This window comes from Roseburia hominis A2-183, from assembly GCF_000225345.1.
Classification (GTDB): Bacteria; Bacillota; Clostridia; order Lachnospirales; family Lachnospiraceae; genus Roseburia; species Roseburia hominis.
In genome coordinates this window covers 1,737,653-1,758,916 of the sequence record NC_015977.1, presented here as the reverse complement: position 1 = coordinate 1,758,916, position 21,264 = coordinate 1,737,653, and the positions used below count along the sequence as shown (strand labels likewise).

Sequence of the window (21,264 nt, the reverse complement as noted above, 5' to 3'; positions counted from 1 at the left end):
AGCGCGCGGAGAATCTCGCAAGCGAGATTCTTTTTTATGTGGATGCCAAAATCCGGTTGACAAATACATCCAGTATGTTAAAATAAATCATGTTCATGCATAAAATGAATCAAAGTATGTGACCGTGAGAAGGAGCATTAAGAACGGAAGAATGACAGAGAGCCGCCGGGTGGTGTGAGACGGTATTTGGAAGTTCCCAACTCGCCTTTGAGTCCTTTGCCGGAAGCCAGTGGCAGCGCCAGCGGTGTGTAAGGCAGAGCGTGTGATTCGCGTTAAGAATGATAAGTGCGTACCTGCGCATAGCGCGGTGCGAAGCAGAGTGGTACCACGGAGTAGCGTTACTTCGTCTCTTACGGCAGATGTCGGGAGACGGAGTTTTTTTGTTATTTCAAGCGTTAATGAAAGATGAGGAGAGAGAAGATGTCAGAACTTTACAATCACAAAGTTGTCGAGAAAAAATGGCAGAAAGTCTGGGATGACAACAAGGCTTTTGCGGCGACAGACGATTACAGCAAGCCGAAATATTATGCACTGGTGGAGTTCCCGTATCCGTCCGGACAGGGACTGCACGTAGGACATCCGAGACCGTACACGGCACTCGATATTGTGGCAAGAAAGCGCCGTATGCAGGGATACAATGTGCTTTATCCGATGGGATGGGATGCATTTGGTCTGCCGACCGAGAACTATGCGATCAAGAATAAGATTCATCCGAAGATCGTTACCGAGAATAACGTGAAGCGTTTTAAGGAGCAGTTACATTCACTCGGATATTCCTTTGACTGGGACAGAGAGATCAATACGACAGATCCGTCCTATTACAAGTGGACGCAGTGGATTTTCTTAAAGCTGTTTAAGGCAGGCCTCGCTTACAAAAAAGAGATGCCGATCAACTGGTGTACTTCCTGCAAGGTCGGTCTTGCAAACGAGGAGGTTGTCAACGGTGTCTGCGAGCGCTGTGGAGCTCCGGTTGTCCGCAAGGTAAAGAGCGAGTGGATGTTAAAGATTACCGATTATGCCGAGAAGCTGATCGAGGGACTGGATCACGTGGATTACATTGAGCGCGTCAAGGTATCCCAGAAGAACTGGATCGGCAAATCCCAGGGCGCCGAGGTGGATTTCTCCATCAAGGGCAAGGAGGATAAGCTTCGTGTATACACGACCCGCTGCGATACATTGTTTGGTGTTACTTACATGGTTGTATCCCCGGAGCATCCGATCATCGACAAATACAAGGATGAACTGAAAAACTGGGATGCGATTGCGGCATACCGCGACGAGGCAGCGAAGAAGTCTGATTTTGAGCGTGCAGAGCTTGCCAAGGAGAAGACAGGCGTGCAGATCGAAGGTCTGACCGCGATCAATCCGGTCAACGGCAAGGAGATTCCGATCTGGATTTCCGATTATGTTCTGATGTCCTACGGAACCGGAGCGATCATGGCAGTGCCGGCGCACGATGAGCGTGACTGGGAATTTGCCAAGAAATTCAACCTGCCGTTAATTCAGGTCGTTGCAAAGAACGGCGAGGAAGTAGACATCAATGCGGCTGCATTTACAGATGTGGCAACCGGTGTTCTGATCAATTCGGATTTCTTAAATGGACTTGAGGTCAAGGACGCCAAGGCAAAGATGATCGCGTTCTTAGAGGAGAAGAAGATCGGTACCGCGAAGACCAACTACAAGCTGAGAGACTGGGTATTCTCCCGCCAGCGTTACTGGGGCGAGCCGATTCCGATCGTACACTGCGATAAGTGCGGTTACGTTCCGATCGATGAGAGCGAACTTCCGCTGATGCTTCCGGAGGTGGAGAGTTATATGCCGACCGACAACGGAGAATCGCCGTTAGCTGCAATGACGGACTGGGTGAACACCACCTGCCCGTGCTGCGGCGGTCCGGCAAAGCGTGAGACAGATACCATGCCACAGTGGGCGGGATCTTCCTGGTATTTCTTAAGATATACCGATCCGCACAACGACGAGGCACTCGCAAGCAAAGAGGCGTTAAAATACTGGATGCCGGTTGACTGGTACAACGGCGGTATGGAGCACACGACACTTCATCTGCTCTACTCCAGATTCTGGCATAAGTTCCTCTACGATCAGGGGGTTGTTCCGTGTCCGGAGCCTTACCAGAAGCGTACTTCCCACGGCATGATTCTGGGTGAGAACGGCGAGAAGATGAGTAAGTCCAGAGGAAACGTCGTAAACCCGGACGATATCGTAAGAGAGTACGGTGCCGATACGTTAAGAACCTATGAGATGTTCATCGGTGCGTTTGATTTGAGCGCTTCCTGGTCGGAAGATGGCGTCAAGGGATGCCGCCGCTTCCTGGAGCGTATCTGGAAACTGCAGGATATCATGACCAACGAGGAGGGATACTCTTCGGATCTTGAGACAAAGATGCATCAGACGATCAAGAAGGTAAGCAGTGATTATGAGAATCTGAAGTACAACACGGCGATCGCAGCAATGATGGCGCTGCTCAATGATTTTACAAAGAAGGGCTCCATCACAAAGGGCGAGTACAAGACCCTGCTCATTCTCTTAAATCCGGTAGCACCGCATATCACAGAGGAACTCTGGCAGATTATCGGCGGCAGCGGCTATGTATATGAGCAGACCTGGCCGGAGTACGAGGAAGCGAAGACCGTAGAAAATACCGTTGAGATTGCAGTGCAGATCAACGGAAAGACGAAAGGAACGCTGGCAATCGGAAGAGATGACGCGAAGGAGGATGTCATTGCCAAGGCAAAGGAATCCATCGCAGATAAGCTCACCGGCAACATCGTAAAAGAAATCTATGTTCCGGGAAGAATTGTCAACATTGTAATGAAATAAGATATGGAAAAAGGAACGAAGCTTTTAGAAGGTTCCATCTGGAAAGGGGTTGTAGCATTTGCAATCCCTCTCTTCTTGGGAAATTTATTTCAGCAGTTATATAATACCGTCGATTCCCTGATCGTCGGCAATTTCCTGGGCAGCGATGCGCTTGCCGCTGTCAGTTCATCCGGAAGTCTTATTTTTCTTCTGGTAGGATTTTTTAACGGAATTGCCGTTGGCGCAGGCGTTGTGATCTCCAAATACTTCGGGGCGAGAGACTATGAGAATCTGAAAAAAGCGGTGCATACGGATGTGGCATTCGGACTTGTCTCAGGACTTTTGCTCACCGTGATCGGCATGTTTTTGGCACCGCAGATTCTGGTGCTCATGGGGACGCCGGAGTCGGTACTGCCGAATTCAATCCTGTATTTCCGCATTTATTTTGCGGGATCGCTTGCATTTGTCATGTATAACATTGTGATGGGCATTCTGCAGGCGGTGGGAGACAGCAGGCATCCGCTGTATTATCTGATTTTTTCTTCGATCGTGAACATTGTGCTGGATCTGCTGTTTGTCGGTGTCCTTAGAATGGGCGTCGGATCGGCGGCGCTTGCCACGGCAATCTCACAGGCGGCGAGTGCGCTGCTCTGTTTTATCCGGCTGGTGCGCACGAACGATATTTATCAGGTAAAAATACGGGAGATCCGGTTTCATCCGGCGCAGCTTCGGCAGATTATCAGCTTTGGTCTGCCCTCCGGTCTGCAGAACTCGATTATTTCGATTGCCAACATCGTGGTGCAGTCCAATATTAACAAGTTTGGCGTGATGGCAGTCGCAGGCTGCGGTGTGTATTCCAAGATCGAAGGTTTTGCCTTCCTGCCGATTACCTGTTTTGCGATGGCACTCACAACGTTTATCGGGCAGAATCTGGGCGCAAGGCAGTATGACCGGGCAAAAAAAGGCGCGGCGTTCGGGATTGTCTGTTCCATGACACTTGCGGAACTGGTCGGCGTGATCGTGTATATGCTGATCCCGTACCTGGCGGCAGCCTTTGACAGCAGTGCCGAGGTTGTGGGATTTGCAACGCGGCAGGCACACGTGGAGGCGCTGTTTTACTGTTTCCTGGCGTTCTCACACTGTATTGCCGGAATCATGCGCGGTGCGGGAAAATCCGCGGTGCCGATGTTCGTGATGCTGGTTTCATGGTGTATCATCCGGATCACATACATTACGATAACCGTGCATTTTATTCCGAAGATCCAGGTGATCTTCTGGGCGTATCCGCTGACGTGGTCGATCAGCTCGATTATTTTCCTTGTGTATTTCCTGAAAGCGGACTGGATTCACAATTTTGAACGGGCAGAACAGAGATAAGAAAATGTAGAACATGGGGAAAAAGCGATGAAAAATGGGCAGAATGGCTGCTGGTGGCAGGGGCTTTATGTATGGGTATGGCAGGCTGCGGAAGTGAAGAAAAAAACACGTCGAACGCAGATGCAGAACAGAAAAGTGAGACTGCATCAGAGACAAGAGAAGAAGGACAGGCACCGGAGCAGACGGATACAGAAGGAAGCGAAGAGGCAGAATTACAGACAACAGAGTCAGAACATGCAGAGACGGGACTCACTTTCGCAGATCTTGCAGCGCTGCAGTTTGAATTTTGCAGTGGTGCAGGTGGATGGTCAACGGATTTTACCATTGAGAAGGATGGCTCTTTTTCCGGCGTATATCACGATTCAGATATGGGGGATACCGGGGATGGCTATCCGAATGGAACCATGTATTACTGCAATTTTTCAGGACATTTCACGAACTTAACGAAGGTAGACGACGATACTTATGAGATGTCACTTGCGGATATTTCCTATCAGAATACGGTCGGAGATACAGAGATTCTGGATGATATGCTTTATGTTTACACGGATGTCTATGGTCTGGAGGGAACGGATACCTTCCGGATCTATCTGCCGGGTACGCCGAGAGAAAAGCTGACGGAAGACGAATGGTTCTGGATTGCAGCGGGAAATGAGAGCGAAACGGAACTGACGATGACGGTGATCGTCAATGAGCCGAATGAATATGGAATTTATTCCTATGAGAGGTCAACCGCGTCAGAGGAAGCGCAGGGAATATATAATAGTCTGTTGAGCTACAACGACGAACTGGAACAGCAATTACAGAGTGCCTCAACGCAGCAGGAAATGAATGAGATTACGGCGCAGATGTACCAGAATAGTGACGATAGCTTAAACCAGATCTGGCACATCGTGAAATATAATTCAGATGAGACAGAATTCTCTCAGATTCTGGAAGAACAAAAAAGCTGGATCACGGAAAAAGAGGCGGAGGCGGAAAAGATCAGAGCGGCAAACAATGGTTCTTCGGCAGAGATGGATGTCAACATAAAGCTAAATGATCTCACCGAAGAACGCTGCAGGGAATTGTTGGAGTATTTGAAAAATTAAATAAAAAGATGATATAAAAAAACAGGAATCGTTCTCTTTCTGGCATACAGGGCGGAATATTCCTGTTTTTTGTTATTCTACTTGGAGTAGAGTGAAAAAATGTGGCAGATGTAGTAGAATAGAAACAGAAAGGAGAGAGGATGAATGATTGATAATGTGACGTTTGGAGGATTTGTCCGGACACTTAGAAAAGAAAAACAGATGACACAGCTTGAACTTGCAAAGATCCTGAATCTGTCGGACAAAACGATATCCAAATGGGAGCAGGGAAAGGCATTTCCAGACATTGCAGTCTGGGAAGCGCTCGCAGAAGCACTTGATGTGACGGTGGCAGAGTTGTTTGCAGGAGAAAAACTGCCAAAGGAAGAGGGAAAAGTCAGTACAGCTATATTTGAGGATGGCATTGCAGTGGCAGCAAATGAAGTCCGGCAAAAAAAGAAAAGATACCGGGGACTGTTGATGATTATGGCGGCGCTGTTAGTGGTGGTTGCAGGTCTGGGTATCGGCAAAAGCCTGAAAGAGAAATTTGCAGTATATATGGTCAGCATGGATGCAACTATTCTTGAGGTTCATGAAGATTATTGGGAAGTTAGAGGAAAGGTAACGGATGCCAAAGGACGCAGCGGAGTTTATGACATCAGTCTGACAGAACCATGGTATCTGGAGCACCCGGTGGATGGTAAGGAAGGAGATGAGATCCGCTTTTTTTACCGGGAGGATTGGAAAAATAGAACTTTGAAAGAAAACGAATATATACAAGGGATTTTTTCTATGGAGAAAGTGGAGGATGAGTAGAATCGCTAGTTGGGCTATAAAAGAAAAAATCTCCGCTGTTTATTTGCAAATAGCGGAGAGTTTCCTTTAAAAATTCTGATAGAACTGAATGAACTCATTGAGCGATTTGGAAGGTTTGCTGTTGGTGCGGTAGGCGAAACCAACCTCGCGCTTGTGAATCGGAATGCCGAGTGGAATCTCCACGAGGGCACCGGAGGCGAGATCGTCCTGCACGAAGCTTTTGATGACGCAGGCGACGCCGACGCCGATCCTGGCGAAATCAATCAGCAGATCCATGCTGGAGATATCGATGGAATCGTGAACAACGATATGATTCTCCTGCAGATAATCGTCGATGTACTGGCGTGTCATGTTGTTCTGGTCTAAGAGCATCAGTGTGGAGGATGTGAGGATCTCGTCTTTGCGGACGCCACGGGCATGCAGATTGCGCAGATAGTCTTTGGTCGCCACAAAAATATCCTCGATCTCTTCCAGATAGTCAAAATGTATATTCTTTACATTGTCCGGCTTCCCGATCAGACCGATATCGATTTTGTCATCCTCGAGCAGCTTTAAAGTGTCGTTCGTGGATTGACAGTGGATGGAGATCGTGATATGCGGATTCTGCCGGATGAATTCCTTTAAGTAGGGAAGCAGCATGTATTTGCAAAGGGTTGCGGAGACACCGATCTTCAAGTGACCGACCCCAAGCTCAATCGAGCGCTTTAACTTTTCTTCCCCGAGTGTGAGCGTCTCAAAGGCAGTCTTGACATGCTCGTAGAGCAGCTGTCCCTCGTCGGTTAATACTACGCCGCGGGAACTGCGGGAAAAGAGACGGCAGCCGACGCTTTCCTCGAGCTTCTGGATGGATTTGCTGATGGCGGGCTGGCTGATGTAAAGCTCCTTGGCAGCCTTGGAGATATTGCCTGTGTTGGCTACCGTATAAAAAATCCGATAGGATGAAAGATTCTGGTTCATAATAGTTCCTTTCCTTGGGGGTGTTGATTTCATAGATATTTGTATCTGTTCTGACAAAAGTATATCATGAATTAATGTTATGGTAAATATATTTATTATGTATTTTTATTATAGTATGTGCTATGATAAAATAGTCACGAATCAGATGAATATTACACACACACGAAAATAGAGTTTGATAGTAGGAGGGGATAGAATATGGGTATGACAATGACACAGAAGATTCTTGCGGCACATGCCGGACTTCCGTCTGTCTGTGCAGGGCAGCTCATTGAGGCAGATCTGGATCTGGTTCTCGGAAATGATATTACATCGCCGGTGGCGATTCATGAGATGGATAAGATGAAGGTGGACGGCGTTTTTGACAAGGACAAGATCGCGCTCGTGCTGGATCATTTCGTGCCGAATAAGGACATTAAGTCTGCGCAGCACTGCAAATGTGTCCGTGAATTTGCCTGCCGCCATGACATTACGAATTATTTTGATGTGGGAGAGATGGGAATCGAGCACGCGCTGCTTCCGGAGAAAGGACTCACGGTGGCGGGAGATGTCATCATCGGAGCGGATTCACATACCTGTACCTACGGGGCGCTCGGCGCATTTTCCACAGGCGTCGGCAGCACGGATATGGCTGCCGGTATGGCAACCGGAAAAGCGTGGTTTAAGGTGCCTGCTGCCATCAAGTTTAACCTGACCGGAAAGCCGGCAAAGTGGATCAGCGGTAAGGACATCATCTTACATATCATCGGCATGATCGGTGTGGATGGTGCTCTGTACAAATCCATGGAATTTGTCGGGGATGGCATACAGTATCTTTCCATGGACGACCGTTTTACCATTGCAAATATGGCGATTGAGGCGGGCGGCAAGAACGGCATTTTCCCTGTCGACGATCTGACGAAGCAGTATATGGAGAAGCATTCTAAGCGCCCGTATGTTATCTATGAGGCGGATGAGGATGCCGAGTATGAGCAGGAATTTACGATTGATCTTAGCACGTTAAAGCCGACGGTTGCATTTCCGCATCTGCCGGAGAACACGCACACGATCGACGAGGTGGGAGAGATCAAGATTGACCAGGTGGTCATTGGCTCCTGCACCAACGGCAGAATGGACGATCTGCGCGTGGCGGCATCGATTCTGAAAGGACACAGGGTGGCAAAGGGACTGCGCGTGATCGTGATCCCGGCAACACAGCAGATTTATCTGGATGCGATGGAAGAGGGTTTGTTAAAGACCTTTATTGAGGCGGGGGCAGTCGTTTCGACGCCTACCTGCGGACCGTGTCTGGGCGGTTATATGGGTATCCTTGCGGAACATGAGAGATGTGTCTCCACGACAAACCGGAACTTTGTCGGCAGAATGGGACACGTGGAGTCTGAGATCTATCTGGCAAGTCCGGCTGTGGCGGCGGCAAGCGCCATCACCGGAAAGTTATCCGGACCGGATGAGATTGCATAGGCGAGGAAAGGAGACAGAGCATGAAAGCAGCAAAGGGTCATGTATTTAAATACGGAGACAATGTCGATACGGATGTCATCATTCCTGCACGTTATCTGAATTCTTCTGATCCGAAGGAACTGGCGACACACTGCATGGAGGACATTGACAAGGATTTTGTGAAAAAGGTAAAAGCGGGCGATATTATCGTAGCAAATAAGAACTTTGGATGTGGTTCGTCGAGAGAGCATGCACCGATCGCCATCAAGGCTTCCGGCGTGAGCTGTGTCATCGCAGAGACATTTGCGAGAATCTTCTACCGCAACGCGATCAATATCGGACTGCCGATCATCGAGTGTCCGGAGGCGGCAAAAGCGATCGAGGCAGGAGATGAGGTTGAGGTTGATTTTGACTCCGGCATCATCACGGACAAGACGAAGAACACTTCCTATCAGGGGCAGGCGTTTCCTCCGTTTATGCAGAAGATTATCGACTGCGAAGGGCTGGTTAATTATATCAATCAGAAATAGAATTAACCTTTTGGGCAATCTGTTCCAGATAATTCAGATAGCGCCTGGAGATTTTAAGACCGGTGTAGATATCTGCGTATTCCTTCGGGGAGAGCGTATCGACATAGTTTTCCGGGAAATTTTTTTGAATGCCTGCCGCGCGGGCGAGATCAACGGCCTTGTTGTAGGCAATGGCGGCTTTTTCCTCGGAGGAGTAGCTGCCGATCTGGTAATTGCCATTGATGTGGATGACGGCGCGGTACCGCGGGAGTCCGTTCTTTAAAAACTGGAGCACCCCGTGGTAACGGTTGACGATCACAATATTGGAATAGCGGAAGTCACTTTTATCTCCGTTGACAAACTGATAGTCTCTTCCGGCAACAGCGTAAGGGCGGATGCCGTAGCGGGAGAGGATGGAATACTGCATGCCATAGTCGCTGACGAACAGATGCCCCTGCCGTTTCTGGATCTTGCGGCTGGAATAGTAGAACAGGTCGTCAACGTCAAACTTTAACTCCTCGATGCGCGAGAGATAGTAGCTGAAATAGCCGTTGCGCAGGTAGATCGGATTCTTAAAGTAAATGCCGTTGTTGCGGAAGTTCAAAAGCACGATGATTTTTTCAAAGGAGAGGGTTGTGGGCTGCTCAATATAATCTTCCGGCAGCTGATCCAAAGAGCCCAGAATGGCAAGTGCTTCCAGATAGGCATTGCCTGCGGTGGTCTCATCCGCATAGCTTCCGAGACTGATATGTTTATTTTTGTAATAGAGACCGGCACGGTAGTAGACCGTGCCGTCTTTTTTTGTGGCGATGGATACACCCTGCGTCATAGGTCACCTCTTGTTTACCATAAAAATATTATGTAAATAAGCATTAGGATACACTTTTGTGATGAGTATAGAATAACAGAAGGAAAGACGGGATGCAATAGCGGAAATCCGATTGACGAAAATATACAATTTTGCTATACTAAGAAGAGTTAGATGTGTGCAGGATGTCATATATTTTGGAAGGGGCCATTCTTAAATGAAAAAAATATCAACAAAAGTATTGATCCCGGTAGTGCTGCTTGCAGTGATTGCAGTCATTTCGGCGGTAACCGGATTAAAAAATGCCAATGAGCTGCATACCAGCAGCAAGGAGATCAGTGACACAACGGTGAATCAGCTGATGCTGTTAAATGACATTTCGTCGAATTTTAAGAGCATTGATGCAATCACATACCGGATGTGCGTGTCCACGTCCAAGGACGAGCGCGATCAGCTGATGGAGCAGGTGGATCAGTACCGCACGGACATTCAGACGTCGATTGATTCCTATGAGGCGCTGACACAGACGCAGGAGGAAGCTGCGGCAATGGAGACGCTTCGGGAGAATTTTGCCGATTACACCGAGGTCTATGACCGGATTGCAGACTTTATTTCCCGCGGGAATAAGGACAAGGCGAGACAGATATGCAATACGGTGCTGGCGCCGACCAGCGAGAATGTGGACGGCGTGCTCACGGAGCTGGAAGGGTATATGGAAGCAAATGTGGACGCCGGCGTGGCGGAGCAGGAATCTGTATACAATAATTCGCGGGCAGTCAGCGGCGTCACATTTGTACTTGTGCTGGTGTTCTTTGTCGTTGCGGTGATCGGATCGGTACGCACTGTTGTAAATCCAGTCAAGAGTGTGACGACACAGCTGAATGATATTTTAAAAGAGATCGAGTCCGGCAACGGAGATCTGACACGCAGAATCTCTTTGAAGAACAAGGATGAGATCGGACAGCTTGCCGGCGGCATCAACGTGTTCTTAGAGACCCTGCAGCAGATTATGAGCCGTATTGTGATTGACTCCAGGGAGATGGGCGAGATCGTATCGCGCGTTTCGGGCAGTGTCGGCACAGCAAACTCCAATGCCTGCGATATTTCTGCCGTGATGGAGGAACTCTCGGCTACCATGCAGGAAGTGGCGTCTGCCGTCAACACGGTCAATACCAATGTGGCGCAGATCGGGCAGGATGTGAATGAGATTACAAAAGAATCACAGGATATGAACTCCTATGCGACCGAGATGCAGAGCCGCGCGGAGGATATGAAGGAGAAAGCGGTTGCCAACAAGGAGACGACCAGCCGGATGATTACGGATATCATCGAGACTTTAAAGGCTGCCATTGAGGAGAGCAAGAGTGTGGATCGCGTCAACGAGCTGACGGAGGAGATCTTAAGCGTATCCAGCCAGACGAACCTCCTTGCACTGAATGCTTCCATTGAGGCGGCGAGAGCAGGCGAAGCCGGAAAAGGATTTGCAGTTGTCGCGGATGAGATACGAAAGCTGGCGGATTCCACCAGAGAGACCGCGAACAATATTCAGTCCATCAATGCGCTGGTAACGCAGGCAGTGAATAAGCTCGCCAACAATTCCAACGCGATCGTCGAATACATCGACGGGACGATCATGCCGGATTATGACCGATTTGTAGAAAACGGCGTACAGTACCGGGATGATGCGGCGTATGTGAACACCACGATGGATCATTTTGAGGAGAAGGCGCGCAACCTGCAGCAGATCATGGAGAAGACGGTGGATTCCATCCGCGACATTTCCACGGCGATCGAGGAGAGTGCAAACAGTGTCGGAAATGCAGCGAGCAGCACGACGGTTCTGGTGTCCAATATCGACACCGTTCATTCGGAGATGGAGACGAATCAGAGCATCAGCGACCGCTTAAAGGGAGAAGCCGGACGATTTAAAAATGTATAATATTTTAGTACGTTAGTGCATTGACATGAATGTACAGTTTCTTATATAATGTGAGTTAAGTATATAAGAGACTGTACATTTTTTTTGTACATCGCATGTTACAAGAAGAAAGAGATAAGAGGATTATGAAGATGGAATTAGTGTATGCAAGTACGAGAGACGCACAGGAAAGAGTAACGGCATCGCAGGCGATTCTGCGTGGTCTGGCAAATGACGGAGGACTGTTTGTACCGACACAGATTCCGGCGCTGGATGTGCCGATGGAAGAGCTTGGCAAAATGTCCTATCAGGAGACAGCATATGAAGTCATGAAGCGTTTTCTGACGGATTTTACCGAGGAGGAGTTAAAGCACTGTATCAATTCCGCGTATGACAGCAAGTTCGACACAGAGGAGATCGCACCGCTTGTGGAGGCGGACGGCGCATATTACCTGGAACTGTTCCACGGTTCCACGATCGCTTTTAAGGATATGGCACTGTCCATTCTGCCGTATCTGCTGACGACCGCTGCGAAGAAGAATCATGTAAAGAATGAGATCGTGATTCTGACTGCCACCTCGGGAGATACCGGAAAGGCAGCGCTGGCAGGATTTTCCGATGTTCCGGGAACGAAAATCATTGTATTCTATCCGAAGAACGGTGTAAGCCCGATCCAGGAGAAGCAGATGGTGACCCAGAAGGGTGACAATACGTTTGTTGTCGGCATTCACGGGAACTTTGACCAGGCGCAGACTGGCGTGAAGAAGATGTTCTCGGATGCGGCGCTGGCAAAAGAGATGGACGCTGCCGGATATCAGTTTTCCTCCGCGAATTCCATCAATATCGGAAGACTTGTACCGCAGATTGTGTATTATGTCTACGCCTACGCGAAGCTCTATGCGAATGGCGTGATCGCAAAGGATGAGCCGGTGAATGTCGTTGTTCCTACCGGCAACTTCGGCAATATTCTGGCTGCATTTTATGCGAAAAATATGGGAATACCGATTGCCAAGCTGATTTGTGCGTCCAACGAGAACAAAGTTTTATATGATTTCTTCTCCACAGGCACATATGACAAGAACCGTGAGTTTATGCTGACAAGCTCACCGTCGATGGACATTCTGATCTCCAGCAATCTGGAGCGTCTGATTTACCGCATTGCGGGAAACGACGCCGAGAAGAATGCCGCGCTGATGAGAGAACTGACGACCACCGGAAAATACGAGATCACGCCGGAGATGAGAGCACAGCTTAAGGATTTCTATGGCAATTACACAAGCGAGGCGGAGACGGCAGAGGTCATCCGCGCACTTTATGAGAAGACAGGCTACGTGATCGATACACATACAGCGGTTGCTGCCGGTGTATATGGAAAATACAAAAAGGATACCGGTGATGTAGACACCAAGACCGTGATTGCGTCCACGGCAAGCCCGTTTAAGTTTACAAGAAGTGTGATGGATGCCATTGACCACAAGTACGACAGCATGTCCGATTTTGAACTGGTGGATGAGCTGAGCCGGATTGCGAACGTAGCCGTTCCGCAGGCGATTGAGGAGATCCGCAATGCGAAGGTGCTTCACGATACCGTGTGTGAAGTGGATGAGATGCCGCAGGTAGTAAAGAATTTCCTGAAAATCTAAGAATAAAAATGTGAAAGACATAAAAAAGCTGCACGCCCCGCGCGTGCAGCTTTTTTTGATAAATCTTTTTTGATAAACTTATTTTTCGGAACAGATTTCAAAGATGAAGTGAAGCGTTCCAAACGGGAATAAAACCGGCAGAAGATAAGTCTCATGCTCAAAGGTAAGCAGATCTTTTTCTTCTACAACCGGAGCCTCCAGTGACAGATTCATGGAGAACTCGTTTGACATATTGACACAGAACAGACCGTTGTGCAGATTGATAAAATCTTCTACAGAAGAACGCACATACTCATCAAATTCTGTAAAGTTTTCGTTGACATACTTGGATGCAAAAGCAATACATGTATTCTCTGGAATATCGAGATAAGTCCGGATGGAAAACGATCCGCTTACTTTCTGTGATACGCAGTAGTTGGTCGGGTATTCCTTGCAACTGCTCGGAGAAACCAGTGTGAAATCATCTCCGATAAACCGATAGAGATTATTGAACAAAAGCTGGAAAAAAGAGATTTCATACTTTGAGAGCGGACGCTCAGCGAGAATGAAAAAGTTCTCGATCATATGGCGGATGGCATCCTGATCTTCCTCGGAGTAACTGTAATCGTCCAGTTCGTTCTCTGACTGATAATCAATGATCAACTCCTGCAGCTGCTGATTATTGATGAGTCCTTCGTCCACAAGTGCCTGTCCGAGAAGAAGAAAATCCGGCTTCTGCTCTGCGAGAAGCTTAGTCACTTCCGCCTCTGTGAGATATCCCTCATGAATGGCGAGTTCACCAAAACGCTTGTCCTCGTGTGTCTGAAGAATGACGATACGGTCTACCTCGTTTGCGGTCATATATCCGGCATGAATGGCAAGAGTGCCAAGTTTGATCTTGGTTGAAGACTTCCGATGCATGGTTTCTAACAGCTGCTCCCTGGTAACGACACCGTGTGATAATAAGTAATTTCCGAAAAACTGAGCGTACATAGCTTATCTCCCTTCAAATCTTGAAGAAATAATGTGATGAATCTGTTCTGCATTCAGCGGCTTCTGGATAAAATCGTTAGCCCCGGCTTCAATGGCAGCTTTTAACTGTGTCTGAGTACCGACGGATGAAACGACAATAATATCAGCATCCTTATCATATGCCTTGATCTCGGTAATGGCAGCAATGCCGTCCTTTACAGGCATGACAATATCAAGGAAAACCAATTCAGGTGACTCTTTTTTGTAGAGGTCGATGGCGTCCTGTCCATTGGAAGCTTCCAGAAACACCGGAGTACCATATGTGGAAACAATATCCTTTAACTGCTTTCTTGCAAGTATGGAGTCGTCGCCAATGAGAATCTTAATGCCATTTAACATCATAATGCATCTCCTCTGTCATCATAATTATATTCGCTTCTATTTTACACTAACAAGAAAAATAGTTCAATGAATATATTGAATTTTGTAAGAAGAAGATAGATAATGTAAAAAAATATGTCGAATCAGTCGACTGGAATGAGAGGATACAAGAATGGACGTAATGCTGATATTTGATGTGGTCATCGCCATTTTCGGGGTATATATGATCGCAGCAGCACTTAAGATGAAAAAGACCGGGAAGATCAGCTCGGCGGTCATCACGGCGGAGGAGATTGCCAGATGCAGAAAAACGAAGGAGTTCATAGCGTTTATTTACTGGAAAGAGGCAGTGTTCGGCGCATTGATTATCGCTGTGGGTGTCCTTGGAATTATCAATGATAAAGTGGTATCGCTCGGTGCATTTAACGTGGTTGAACTTTTAATCTTCCTGGCGGCATTTCTGTGGTTCCAGTCCCAGCTGCGCAAGGCAAGGGAACAGTTTTTATAAAAGATTCTCCGAATCATCAGATGGCATTCACAGGAACGTCACATTGCGACGATATGATGTCAAAAACAGGGAGGTATCTGCGTTATGAGAAGAATACTGGTAGTAGATGACGAAGAAAAAATCAGGGCGATTATAAGAAAATACGGAGAGTTCGATGGGTACGACATTACCGAGGCAAAAGACGGCATGGAGGCGGTAAAGCTCTGCAGAGAGCAGGATTTTGACGTGATTATTCTCGATATTATGATGCCGGAGCTGGACGGCTTTTCAACCTGCCGGGAGATCCGCAAGACCAAAAACATTCCGGTGATCATGCTGTCGGCACGCGGAGAAGAGTATGATAAGATTCACGGATTTGAACTTGGAATTGACGATTATGTGGTGAAGCCGTTTTCTCCGAAGGAGCTTATGATGCGTGTAAAAGTGGTCATTGACCGCAACGGCGGAAGAGATTCTGCAAGCACGAACGGGCATGAGATTTTCCAGGCGGAGGGGCTTGTCATTGATTTTACCGGAAGGACTGTGACGGTGGATGGAAAGCGCGCCGAACTTTCTCCGAAAGAATACGACTTGCTGTTTTATCTGGTGCGGAACCGGAATATTGCACTGGAGCGTGAAAAGCTGATTACCGAGGTGTGGGGATATGATTATTACGGGGACGACCGTACGCTGGATACCCATATCAAGCTGCTGCGCAGCAGCCTTGGGGACTACCGCAAGTTCCTTGTCACGTTAAGAGGGGTGGGGTACCGGTTTGAAGCATGAAAAAATCAGTATCAAATGGAAAATCTTTTTCTATCTTCTGGTGTTTACCGGAATCCTTTTGACGGTGCTGTGGCTTGTGCAGATCTGTTATCTGGACAAGTTCTATAAGAAGATCAAGTCCCAGGAGGCACTGGAACTCACCTCGGAAGTGATTGCGGTCTTACAGAGCGATTCCCAGAACATTGAAGAACAGATCGATGCGCTGGCGGCGCAGAATAACATGATCGTGTTTGTCACGGATACGGACGGGAATACCATTTACAGCGCGGAATATATCCCGAATTCCAGGCTGTGCGAGATGCCGCAGGAGATGATACAGAAGCTGTACGAAGCTGCCAAAAGCAAGGGCGGGAGCACGAAGCTGGAATTTGAGGGAGATATCGGGAAGAATGATTTTCAGAATCCGCAGGACGTGATGAATCCCGATGCGGCAGCTGATGCGGCGGGAGCCGGAAATATCCCGGATGCAGCCGATGTGACAGGAGCGGGAGCAGAAAATGCCCCGGATGCGGCAGCGGGTGCCACAGGAGCGGGAAACTCCCCGGATGCAGCCGATGTGGCAGGGGCGGGAGCAGAAAATGCCCCAGGTGCAGCCAACGGCGCAGAGCAGGAGACTGCAGGAATGCCGGCGGAGAACGGTTTTATGCAGAATCACGGACAGGAACGGATTGAGAGCGTCATTTACGTGAACGTCGTCTCGATCGATGGAAATGAGAGAATCCTGTTTGTGAACGCGCAGCTGACGCCGGTGGATGCGACGGTCAATACACTGCGTGCCGAACTGGTATGGATCACAGTCATCATGATTGTTCTCTCGCTCGGTATTGCACTTTTGATTTCAAGAAAAGTGTCACGTTCCCTGATCGGTCTGAATGCCTCCGCGAAGGAGATGGCAGGCGGCAATTTTGACGTTCATTTTGACGGAACCGATTACCGGGAGGTCGCGGAACTTTCCGATACCCTGAATATGACTGCGCGGGAACTTGGAAAGAGCGAGCGCCTGCGGCGGGAATTGATCGCCAATGTATCGCATGACCTGCGGACACCGCTCACGATGATCATTGCCTACGCAGAGGTCATGCGTGATCTGCCGGGGGAGAATTCTCCGGAAAATGTACAGGTGGTCATTGACGAGGCGGAGCGGCTGACCAATCTCGTCAATGATATGTTAGACATCTCCAAGCTTCAGGCAGGTGTAATGGAAAAAAATGTCACGGTCTACAACCTGACCGAGAGTATTCAGTCTGTATTTGCACGGTATAATAAGTTAAAAGAGCAGGATGGTTATAAGATCGATTTCTCCTACGACCAGATGGTCATGGTGGAGGCGGACGAGTACAAAATCTTCCAGGTCATCTACAATCTGGTCAATAACGCAATCAATTACACCGGGGATGACAAACAGATCTGGGTGCGTCAGATTGTGCGGGAAGACGGATATGTGCGGATCGAAGTGACGGACAGCGGCGAGGGAATCGCTCCGGAGGCGCTTCCGTATGTGTGGGACCGCTACTATAAAGTGGACAAGACACACAAGCGGGCGGTCATGGGAACCGGACTCGGACTTTCGATCGTAAAAAATATTCTGGAACTGCACGATGCACGCTACGGAGTAGAGAGTGAAGTGGGAAAAGGTTCTACCTTCTGGTTTGAACTGAAAGTATATCAGATTGTTTAAAAGAGCTGCCCGCGGATTGACGGAGCGGGCAGGAGGAAGCATGTGGCAATATGCGAACTTAGAACTCCGGCTATAATGGCCGGCGGTTCTTCTGATCGTAAAATCCGGTGTTTCTAATCACACCGCGTTTGACATCCCTGATGATCCGTGTCTTTCCAAGTTTGGAGCACTCCGCCGGATGAGTCCGCACGCCACAGACAATTTTAGAGCTTTCGTGTGGCGCTTATACCGCTGCTGAACAAAACATAATCGCGCGAAGCCGATGTTTGAATTGGCATCTGCCATATTTTCAATAGCAGATGCCAACGAGTTTCGGTTCGCGCGATTTTATATTGTCTGTGAAGCAGCGGCATTAGCGCCACTAGGAAGGTCGCTCATTGTCTGCGGCGTGTCGGACACAGCCGGCGGAGTGTTCAAACGTGGCAAAGACACAGAATAAGATGTCAAACGCGGCATGAAAGAAACACTCGCATTTTCCTCTAAAGAAGAGCCCCGTCCATTACAGACGGAGTTCTCTCATCTCGCGTATTTTCCATAGTATTCCATTTTGTCCGCTCCGTCAGTCCGGGGCGGCTTTTTTAGAACAAGGCGTGCAGTGAAAATCAGACACGCTCATCCATCGGGACATAAATCTTATGCTCGCCGACGTTTTTGTAGGCAGGACGCATGATCTTGCCGCCGCCTGCAACTTCCTCCAGACGGTGCGCACTCCATCCGGCGATTCGCGCGATGGCGAAAATCGGCGTGTAGAGTTCGACCGGAAGTCCGAGCATGCTGTAGGCGAATCCGCTGAAGAAGTCGACATTCGGGCTGACACCTTTATAGATCTTGCGCTCGGCGGCAATGATCTGCGGGGCAAGACGTTCCACTGCCGTGTAGAGTGCGAATTCTTTTTCATAGCCCTTTTCTGCGGAGAGACGCTTTACGAATCCGCGGAAGATCTGTGCACGCGGATCGGACAGCGAATAGACCGCGTGTCCCATACCGTAGATCAGACCGGCGTGATCGAACGCTTCCTTGTGGAGCAGGGCAGTCAGGTAACGGCTGATCTCCTCCTCGTCCGTCCAGTCCTTGAGATTGGCCTTCATATCGTCGAACATGCGCACCACCTTGATGTTGGCACCGCCGTGCTTGGGACCTTTGAGGGAACCTAACGATGCCGCAATAACGGAGTATGTATCGGTTCCGGAGGAAGATACCAGGTGGGTGGTAAAGGTGGAGTTGTTACCGCCGCCGTGTTCCATGTGAAGAATCAGGGCAATATCCAAAAGCTTTGCTTCAAGCGGCGAGAACTTGCTGTCCGGTCTTAAAATGTGCAGAATATTTTCGGCGGTGGAATATTCTTCCTTCGGGGAATGAATAAACAGGCTCGCGCCGTCATGATAATGCTTGTATGCCTGATAACCGTACACGGATAAAAGCGGGAAAAGACTGATTAACTGCAGACATTGTCTGAGAACATTGGGAAGCGAAACATCATCCGCCATCTCATCGTAAGAATATAAGGTAAGGACACTGCGCGCAAGCGTATTCATCATGTCCTTGCTGGGCGCCTTCATAATAATGTCACGCACAAAGCTGGTCGGCAGCGTCCGGTAACTGCTCAGCAGAGCCGAAAAGTCGCGCAGCTCATGCTTCTTGGGAAGCTTGCCGAAAAGCAGCAGATAGGTACATTCCTCAAAGCCGAAGTGGCTGTCCTCGGGAAGTCCGGCAATCAGATCTTTGACATTGTAACCACGATAGAAGAGCTCGCCGTCTGCGGGAACAGATTCACCATTGACAATTTTTGTGGAACTGACTTCCGAGATCTCCGTCAGTCCGACCAGGACACCTTTTCCGTTCAGATCGCGCAGACCGCGTTTGACATCGTATCTTGTGTATAATTCCGGGTCTATTTTTGAACATTCGGCAGACTTTGCGGCCAGCCGACGCAGTTCGGGTGTAATTTCACAGAATTGATTCATTGTTAGCCCTCCTTAATGTTTTCGTCTTTTCATCATAGCATATGTACTTATTTTTATACAAGAAAATTGAATTATATTTAATGAAAATTTTAAAATTTAAAAGAAAACTGGTACCTTAAAAAGGGAAAGTACCAAAAAATGCTTTCTTTTTTCAGAAGAGTCTATTACAATAAAAAAGGATCATCAGATGTAAAAAGGGAGGATACAGGATGGATCTGAATATAGAGTTGCTGGCAAAAAAGGCAATCGAGGCAAAGGAACATGCGTATGTACCATATTCCCATTTCAGGGTAGGTGCGGCGCTTCTTACTGCAGATGGTAAGATTTATACGGGATGCAACATCGAAAATGCCGCGTACACACCGACGAACTGTGCGGAGCGGACGGCGTTTTTCAAGGCGGTATCCGAAGGGGAGCGTGATTTTACGGCAATCGCCATCAGCGGTGACGCGGACGATTATCTGTATCCGTGCGGCGTGTGCAGACAGGTAATGTCGGAGTTCTGCAAGGCGGATACGTTTCAGATCATCCTGGTAAAGGAGGACGGAACATATAAGATTTTTACCTTGGAGGAGCTTCTGCCGGGCGCTTTTACCGAGACAGAGCTGAAAAAAGGACAGCGGATGTAGGGCGTCCGCAACAGAGGAAGGAGAGCGTTATGAGATATTCGATTGAGGGAGAACCGCTTCCGGTTGTAATCTGCAATCTGGAGCAGGGAGAGGTAATGATTACAGAGAGTGGTGCCATGTCGTGGATGTCCCCGAACATGAAAATGGAGACAACTGGTGGCGGCATCGGCAAGATGTTTGGAAGAGCGCTTTCGGGGGAAAGCATTTTCTTAAACCGCTACACGGCAATGAACGGGAATGGGATGATCGCGTTTGCATCGTCGTTCCCGGGATCAATCCGGGCGTTTGATATTGTACCGGGACAGGATTTGATCGTGCAGAAATCGGCATTTCTTGCTGCTGTATCCAGCGTGGATCTGTCCGTGTTCTTTCAGCAGAGAATCGGGAGCGGACTTTTCGGAGGAGAGGGATTTATTATGCAGAAGCTTTCCGGAAGTGGAACCGCATTTCTGGAATTTGATGGTTATATTAAAGAATATGAACTTGCATCCGGACAGCAGATTGTCGTGGACACGGGTTACCTTGCGGCAATGACAGGATCCTGTAAGATCGAAGTGAAGACGGTACCGGGAGTGAAGAATATGCTTTTCGGAGGAGAGGGTATTTTTAATACCGTGATTACGGGACCGGGAAGAGTGTGGCTGCAGAGCATGCCGATTGCGCAGATGGCAAATACGCTGCGTCCGTATTTCCCGAGCAATAATCATTAAGATGTGATGCACATTCTGCATTCAGAAAAAAATAGAAGTGTGCACAGAATTTGGCACTAATTTTTGGTTGCAGATCGGGGCATATTAAAGTATAATAAAACCAGTAAGAAACAGCCTGGGATGTGCGACACCCTACATTTTTGAACCTACATTTACTTTTATGGGATTCTTATATTTGGAGGCAGATGTCAAGCCACCAGTACCGCAAGGTACGCGAGCAGTGGAAGGCAGAAACCGACATGCGGTTACCCACCTAGCTATAGCTAGGAGTCAAAAACGTAGGAAACGGCATTTTGGGTGATACAAAAGATTCCGAGAGATAC

The 21,264-nt window shown here is 48.4% G+C and carries 18 protein-coding genes and 1 other RNA gene; 14 read left to right on the top strand and 5 right to left on the bottom strand.

Annotated features, from left to right (window positions below):
- Positions 1–420 precede the first annotated feature (420 nt).
- From leuS to RHOM_RS16520, 4 genes are all read left to right on the top strand, one after another.
- Complete coding sequence (gene leuS / locus RHOM_RS07870; protein ID WP_014079763.1) at positions 421–2,838, top strand: leucine--tRNA ligase; 2,418 nt, start codon at positions 421–423, stop codon at positions 2,836–2,838.
- 3 nt (positions 2,839–2,841) lie between these two features.
- Positions 2,842–4,194: an MATE family efflux transporter gene (locus tag RHOM_RS07865; protein WP_014079762.1), complete on the top strand. Its 1,353-nt coding sequence runs from the start codon at positions 2,842–2,844 to the stop codon at positions 4,192–4,194.
- Positions 4,195–4,265: 71 nt separating this feature from the next.
- Positions 4,266–5,285 carry a lysozyme inhibitor LprI family protein gene (locus tag RHOM_RS07860; protein ID WP_014079761.1) on the top strand — a complete coding sequence of 340 codons (1,020 nt, stop codon included), beginning with the start codon at positions 4,266–4,268 and terminating at the stop codon, positions 5,283–5,285.
- A gap of 144 nt (positions 5,286–5,429) precedes the next feature.
- Positions 5,430–6,080, top strand: coding sequence for a helix-turn-helix domain-containing protein (locus RHOM_RS16520; RefSeq protein WP_014079760.1), 651 nt, complete (start codon positions 5,430–5,432; stop codon positions 6,078–6,080).
- Between the two features lie 66 nt (positions 6,081–6,146).
- On the opposite strand, the gene RHOM_RS07850 is transcribed toward RHOM_RS16520, so the two are convergent.
- Entirely contained in the window at positions 6,147–7,037 is an 891-nt protein-coding gene (locus tag RHOM_RS07850; RefSeq protein WP_014079759.1) for a LysR family transcriptional regulator, read from the bottom strand.
- A gap of 198 nt (positions 7,038–7,235) precedes the next feature.
- Between RHOM_RS07850 and leuC the strand changes: the two genes are divergently transcribed.
- Positions 7,236–8,498 carry a 3-isopropylmalate dehydratase large subunit gene (gene leuC, locus RHOM_RS07845; RefSeq protein ID WP_014079758.1) on the top strand — a complete coding sequence of 421 codons (1,263 nt, stop codon included), beginning with the start codon at positions 7,236–7,238 and terminating at the stop codon, positions 8,496–8,498.
- Positions 8,499–8,518: 20 nt separating this feature from the next.
- Positions 8,519–9,007, top strand: coding sequence for a 3-isopropylmalate dehydratase small subunit (gene leuD, locus RHOM_RS07840; protein ID WP_014079757.1), 489 nt, complete (start codon positions 8,519–8,521; stop codon positions 9,005–9,007).
- Here leuD and RHOM_RS07835 read toward each other — a convergent pair.
- On the bottom strand, positions 8,994–9,815 hold the full coding sequence (locus RHOM_RS07835; protein ID WP_014079756.1) for a hypothetical protein: 822 nt from the start codon (positions 9,813–9,815) through the stop codon (positions 8,994–8,996). The genes leuD and RHOM_RS07835 overlap by 14 nt on opposite strands.
- Before the next feature lie 196 nt (positions 9,816–10,011).
- Here RHOM_RS07835 and RHOM_RS07830 point away from each other — a divergent pair, with 196 nt between their 5' ends.
- Both RHOM_RS07830 and thrC read left to right on the top strand, forming a co-directional pair.
- Positions 10,012–11,733 (top strand): methyl-accepting chemotaxis protein, encoded by a 1,722-nt coding sequence (locus RHOM_RS07830; RefSeq protein WP_014079755.1) that lies wholly within the window; start codon positions 10,012–10,014, stop codon positions 11,731–11,733.
- Positions 11,734–11,864: 131 nt separating this feature from the next.
- The gene (gene thrC / locus RHOM_RS07825; RefSeq protein WP_044024920.1) at positions 11,865–13,355 is read left to right on the top strand and encodes a threonine synthase; all 1,491 of its coding nucleotides are present in this window, start codon (positions 11,865–11,867) and stop codon (positions 13,353–13,355) included.
- A gap of 78 nt (positions 13,356–13,433) precedes the next feature.
- Here the strand turns inward: thrC and RHOM_RS07820 are convergent, their stop codons facing one another.
- A complete protein-coding gene (locus RHOM_RS07820) occupies positions 13,434–14,327 on the bottom strand; it encodes a hypothetical protein (RefSeq protein ID WP_014079753.1) in 894 nt (297 codons plus the stop codon).
- 3 nt (positions 14,328–14,330) lie between these two features.
- Entirely contained in the window at positions 14,331–14,708 is a 378-nt protein-coding gene (locus tag RHOM_RS07815) for a response regulator (RefSeq protein WP_014079752.1), read from the bottom strand.
- A 151-nt stretch (positions 14,709–14,859) separates the two neighbouring features.
- On the opposite strand from RHOM_RS07815, the gene RHOM_RS07810 reads away from it, so the two are divergent.
- The 3 genes from RHOM_RS07810 to RHOM_RS07800 all read left to right on the top strand — a co-directional run bounded on the left by RHOM_RS07810 (position 14,860) and on the right by RHOM_RS07800 (position 17,638).
- Entirely contained in the window at positions 14,860–15,195 is a 336-nt protein-coding gene (locus tag RHOM_RS07810) for a hypothetical protein (RefSeq protein ID WP_014079751.1), read from the top strand.
- An 84-nt stretch (positions 15,196–15,279) separates the two neighbouring features.
- Complete coding sequence (locus RHOM_RS07805) at positions 15,280–15,960, top strand: response regulator transcription factor (RefSeq protein ID WP_014079750.1); 681 nt, start codon at positions 15,280–15,282, stop codon at positions 15,958–15,960.
- Positions 15,950–17,638, top strand: a complete 1,689-nt coding sequence (locus tag RHOM_RS07800; protein ID WP_014079749.1) for a sensor histidine kinase — start codon at positions 15,950–15,952, stop codon at positions 17,636–17,638. Before RHOM_RS07805 ends, RHOM_RS07800 begins: the two co-directional genes overlap by 11 nt.
- Before the next feature lie 602 nt (positions 17,639–18,240).
- Here RHOM_RS07800 and RHOM_RS07795 read toward each other — a convergent pair.
- On the bottom strand, positions 18,241–19,602 hold the full coding sequence (locus RHOM_RS07795; protein WP_014079748.1) for a citrate/2-methylcitrate synthase: 1,362 nt from the start codon (positions 19,600–19,602) through the stop codon (positions 18,241–18,243).
- Positions 19,603–19,811: 209 nt separating this feature from the next.
- Here RHOM_RS07795 and RHOM_RS07790 point away from each other — a divergent pair, with 209 nt between their 5' ends.
- The 3 genes from RHOM_RS07790 to ssrS all read left to right on the top strand — a co-directional run bounded on the left by RHOM_RS07790 (position 19,812) and on the right by ssrS (position 21,245).
- A complete protein-coding gene (locus RHOM_RS07790) occupies positions 19,812–20,231 on the top strand; it encodes a cytidine deaminase (RefSeq protein ID WP_014079747.1) in 420 nt (139 codons plus the stop codon).
- Positions 20,232–20,260: 29 nt separating this feature from the next.
- Positions 20,261–20,941 carry a TIGR00266 family protein gene (locus RHOM_RS07785; protein WP_014079746.1) on the top strand — a complete coding sequence of 227 codons (681 nt, stop codon included), beginning with the start codon at positions 20,261–20,263 and terminating at the stop codon, positions 20,939–20,941.
- Between the two features lie 109 nt (positions 20,942–21,050).
- Positions 21,051–21,245, top strand: a non-coding RNA gene (gene ssrS / locus RHOM_RS16930) — 6S RNA.
- Positions 21,246–21,264: the final 19 nt, after the last annotated feature.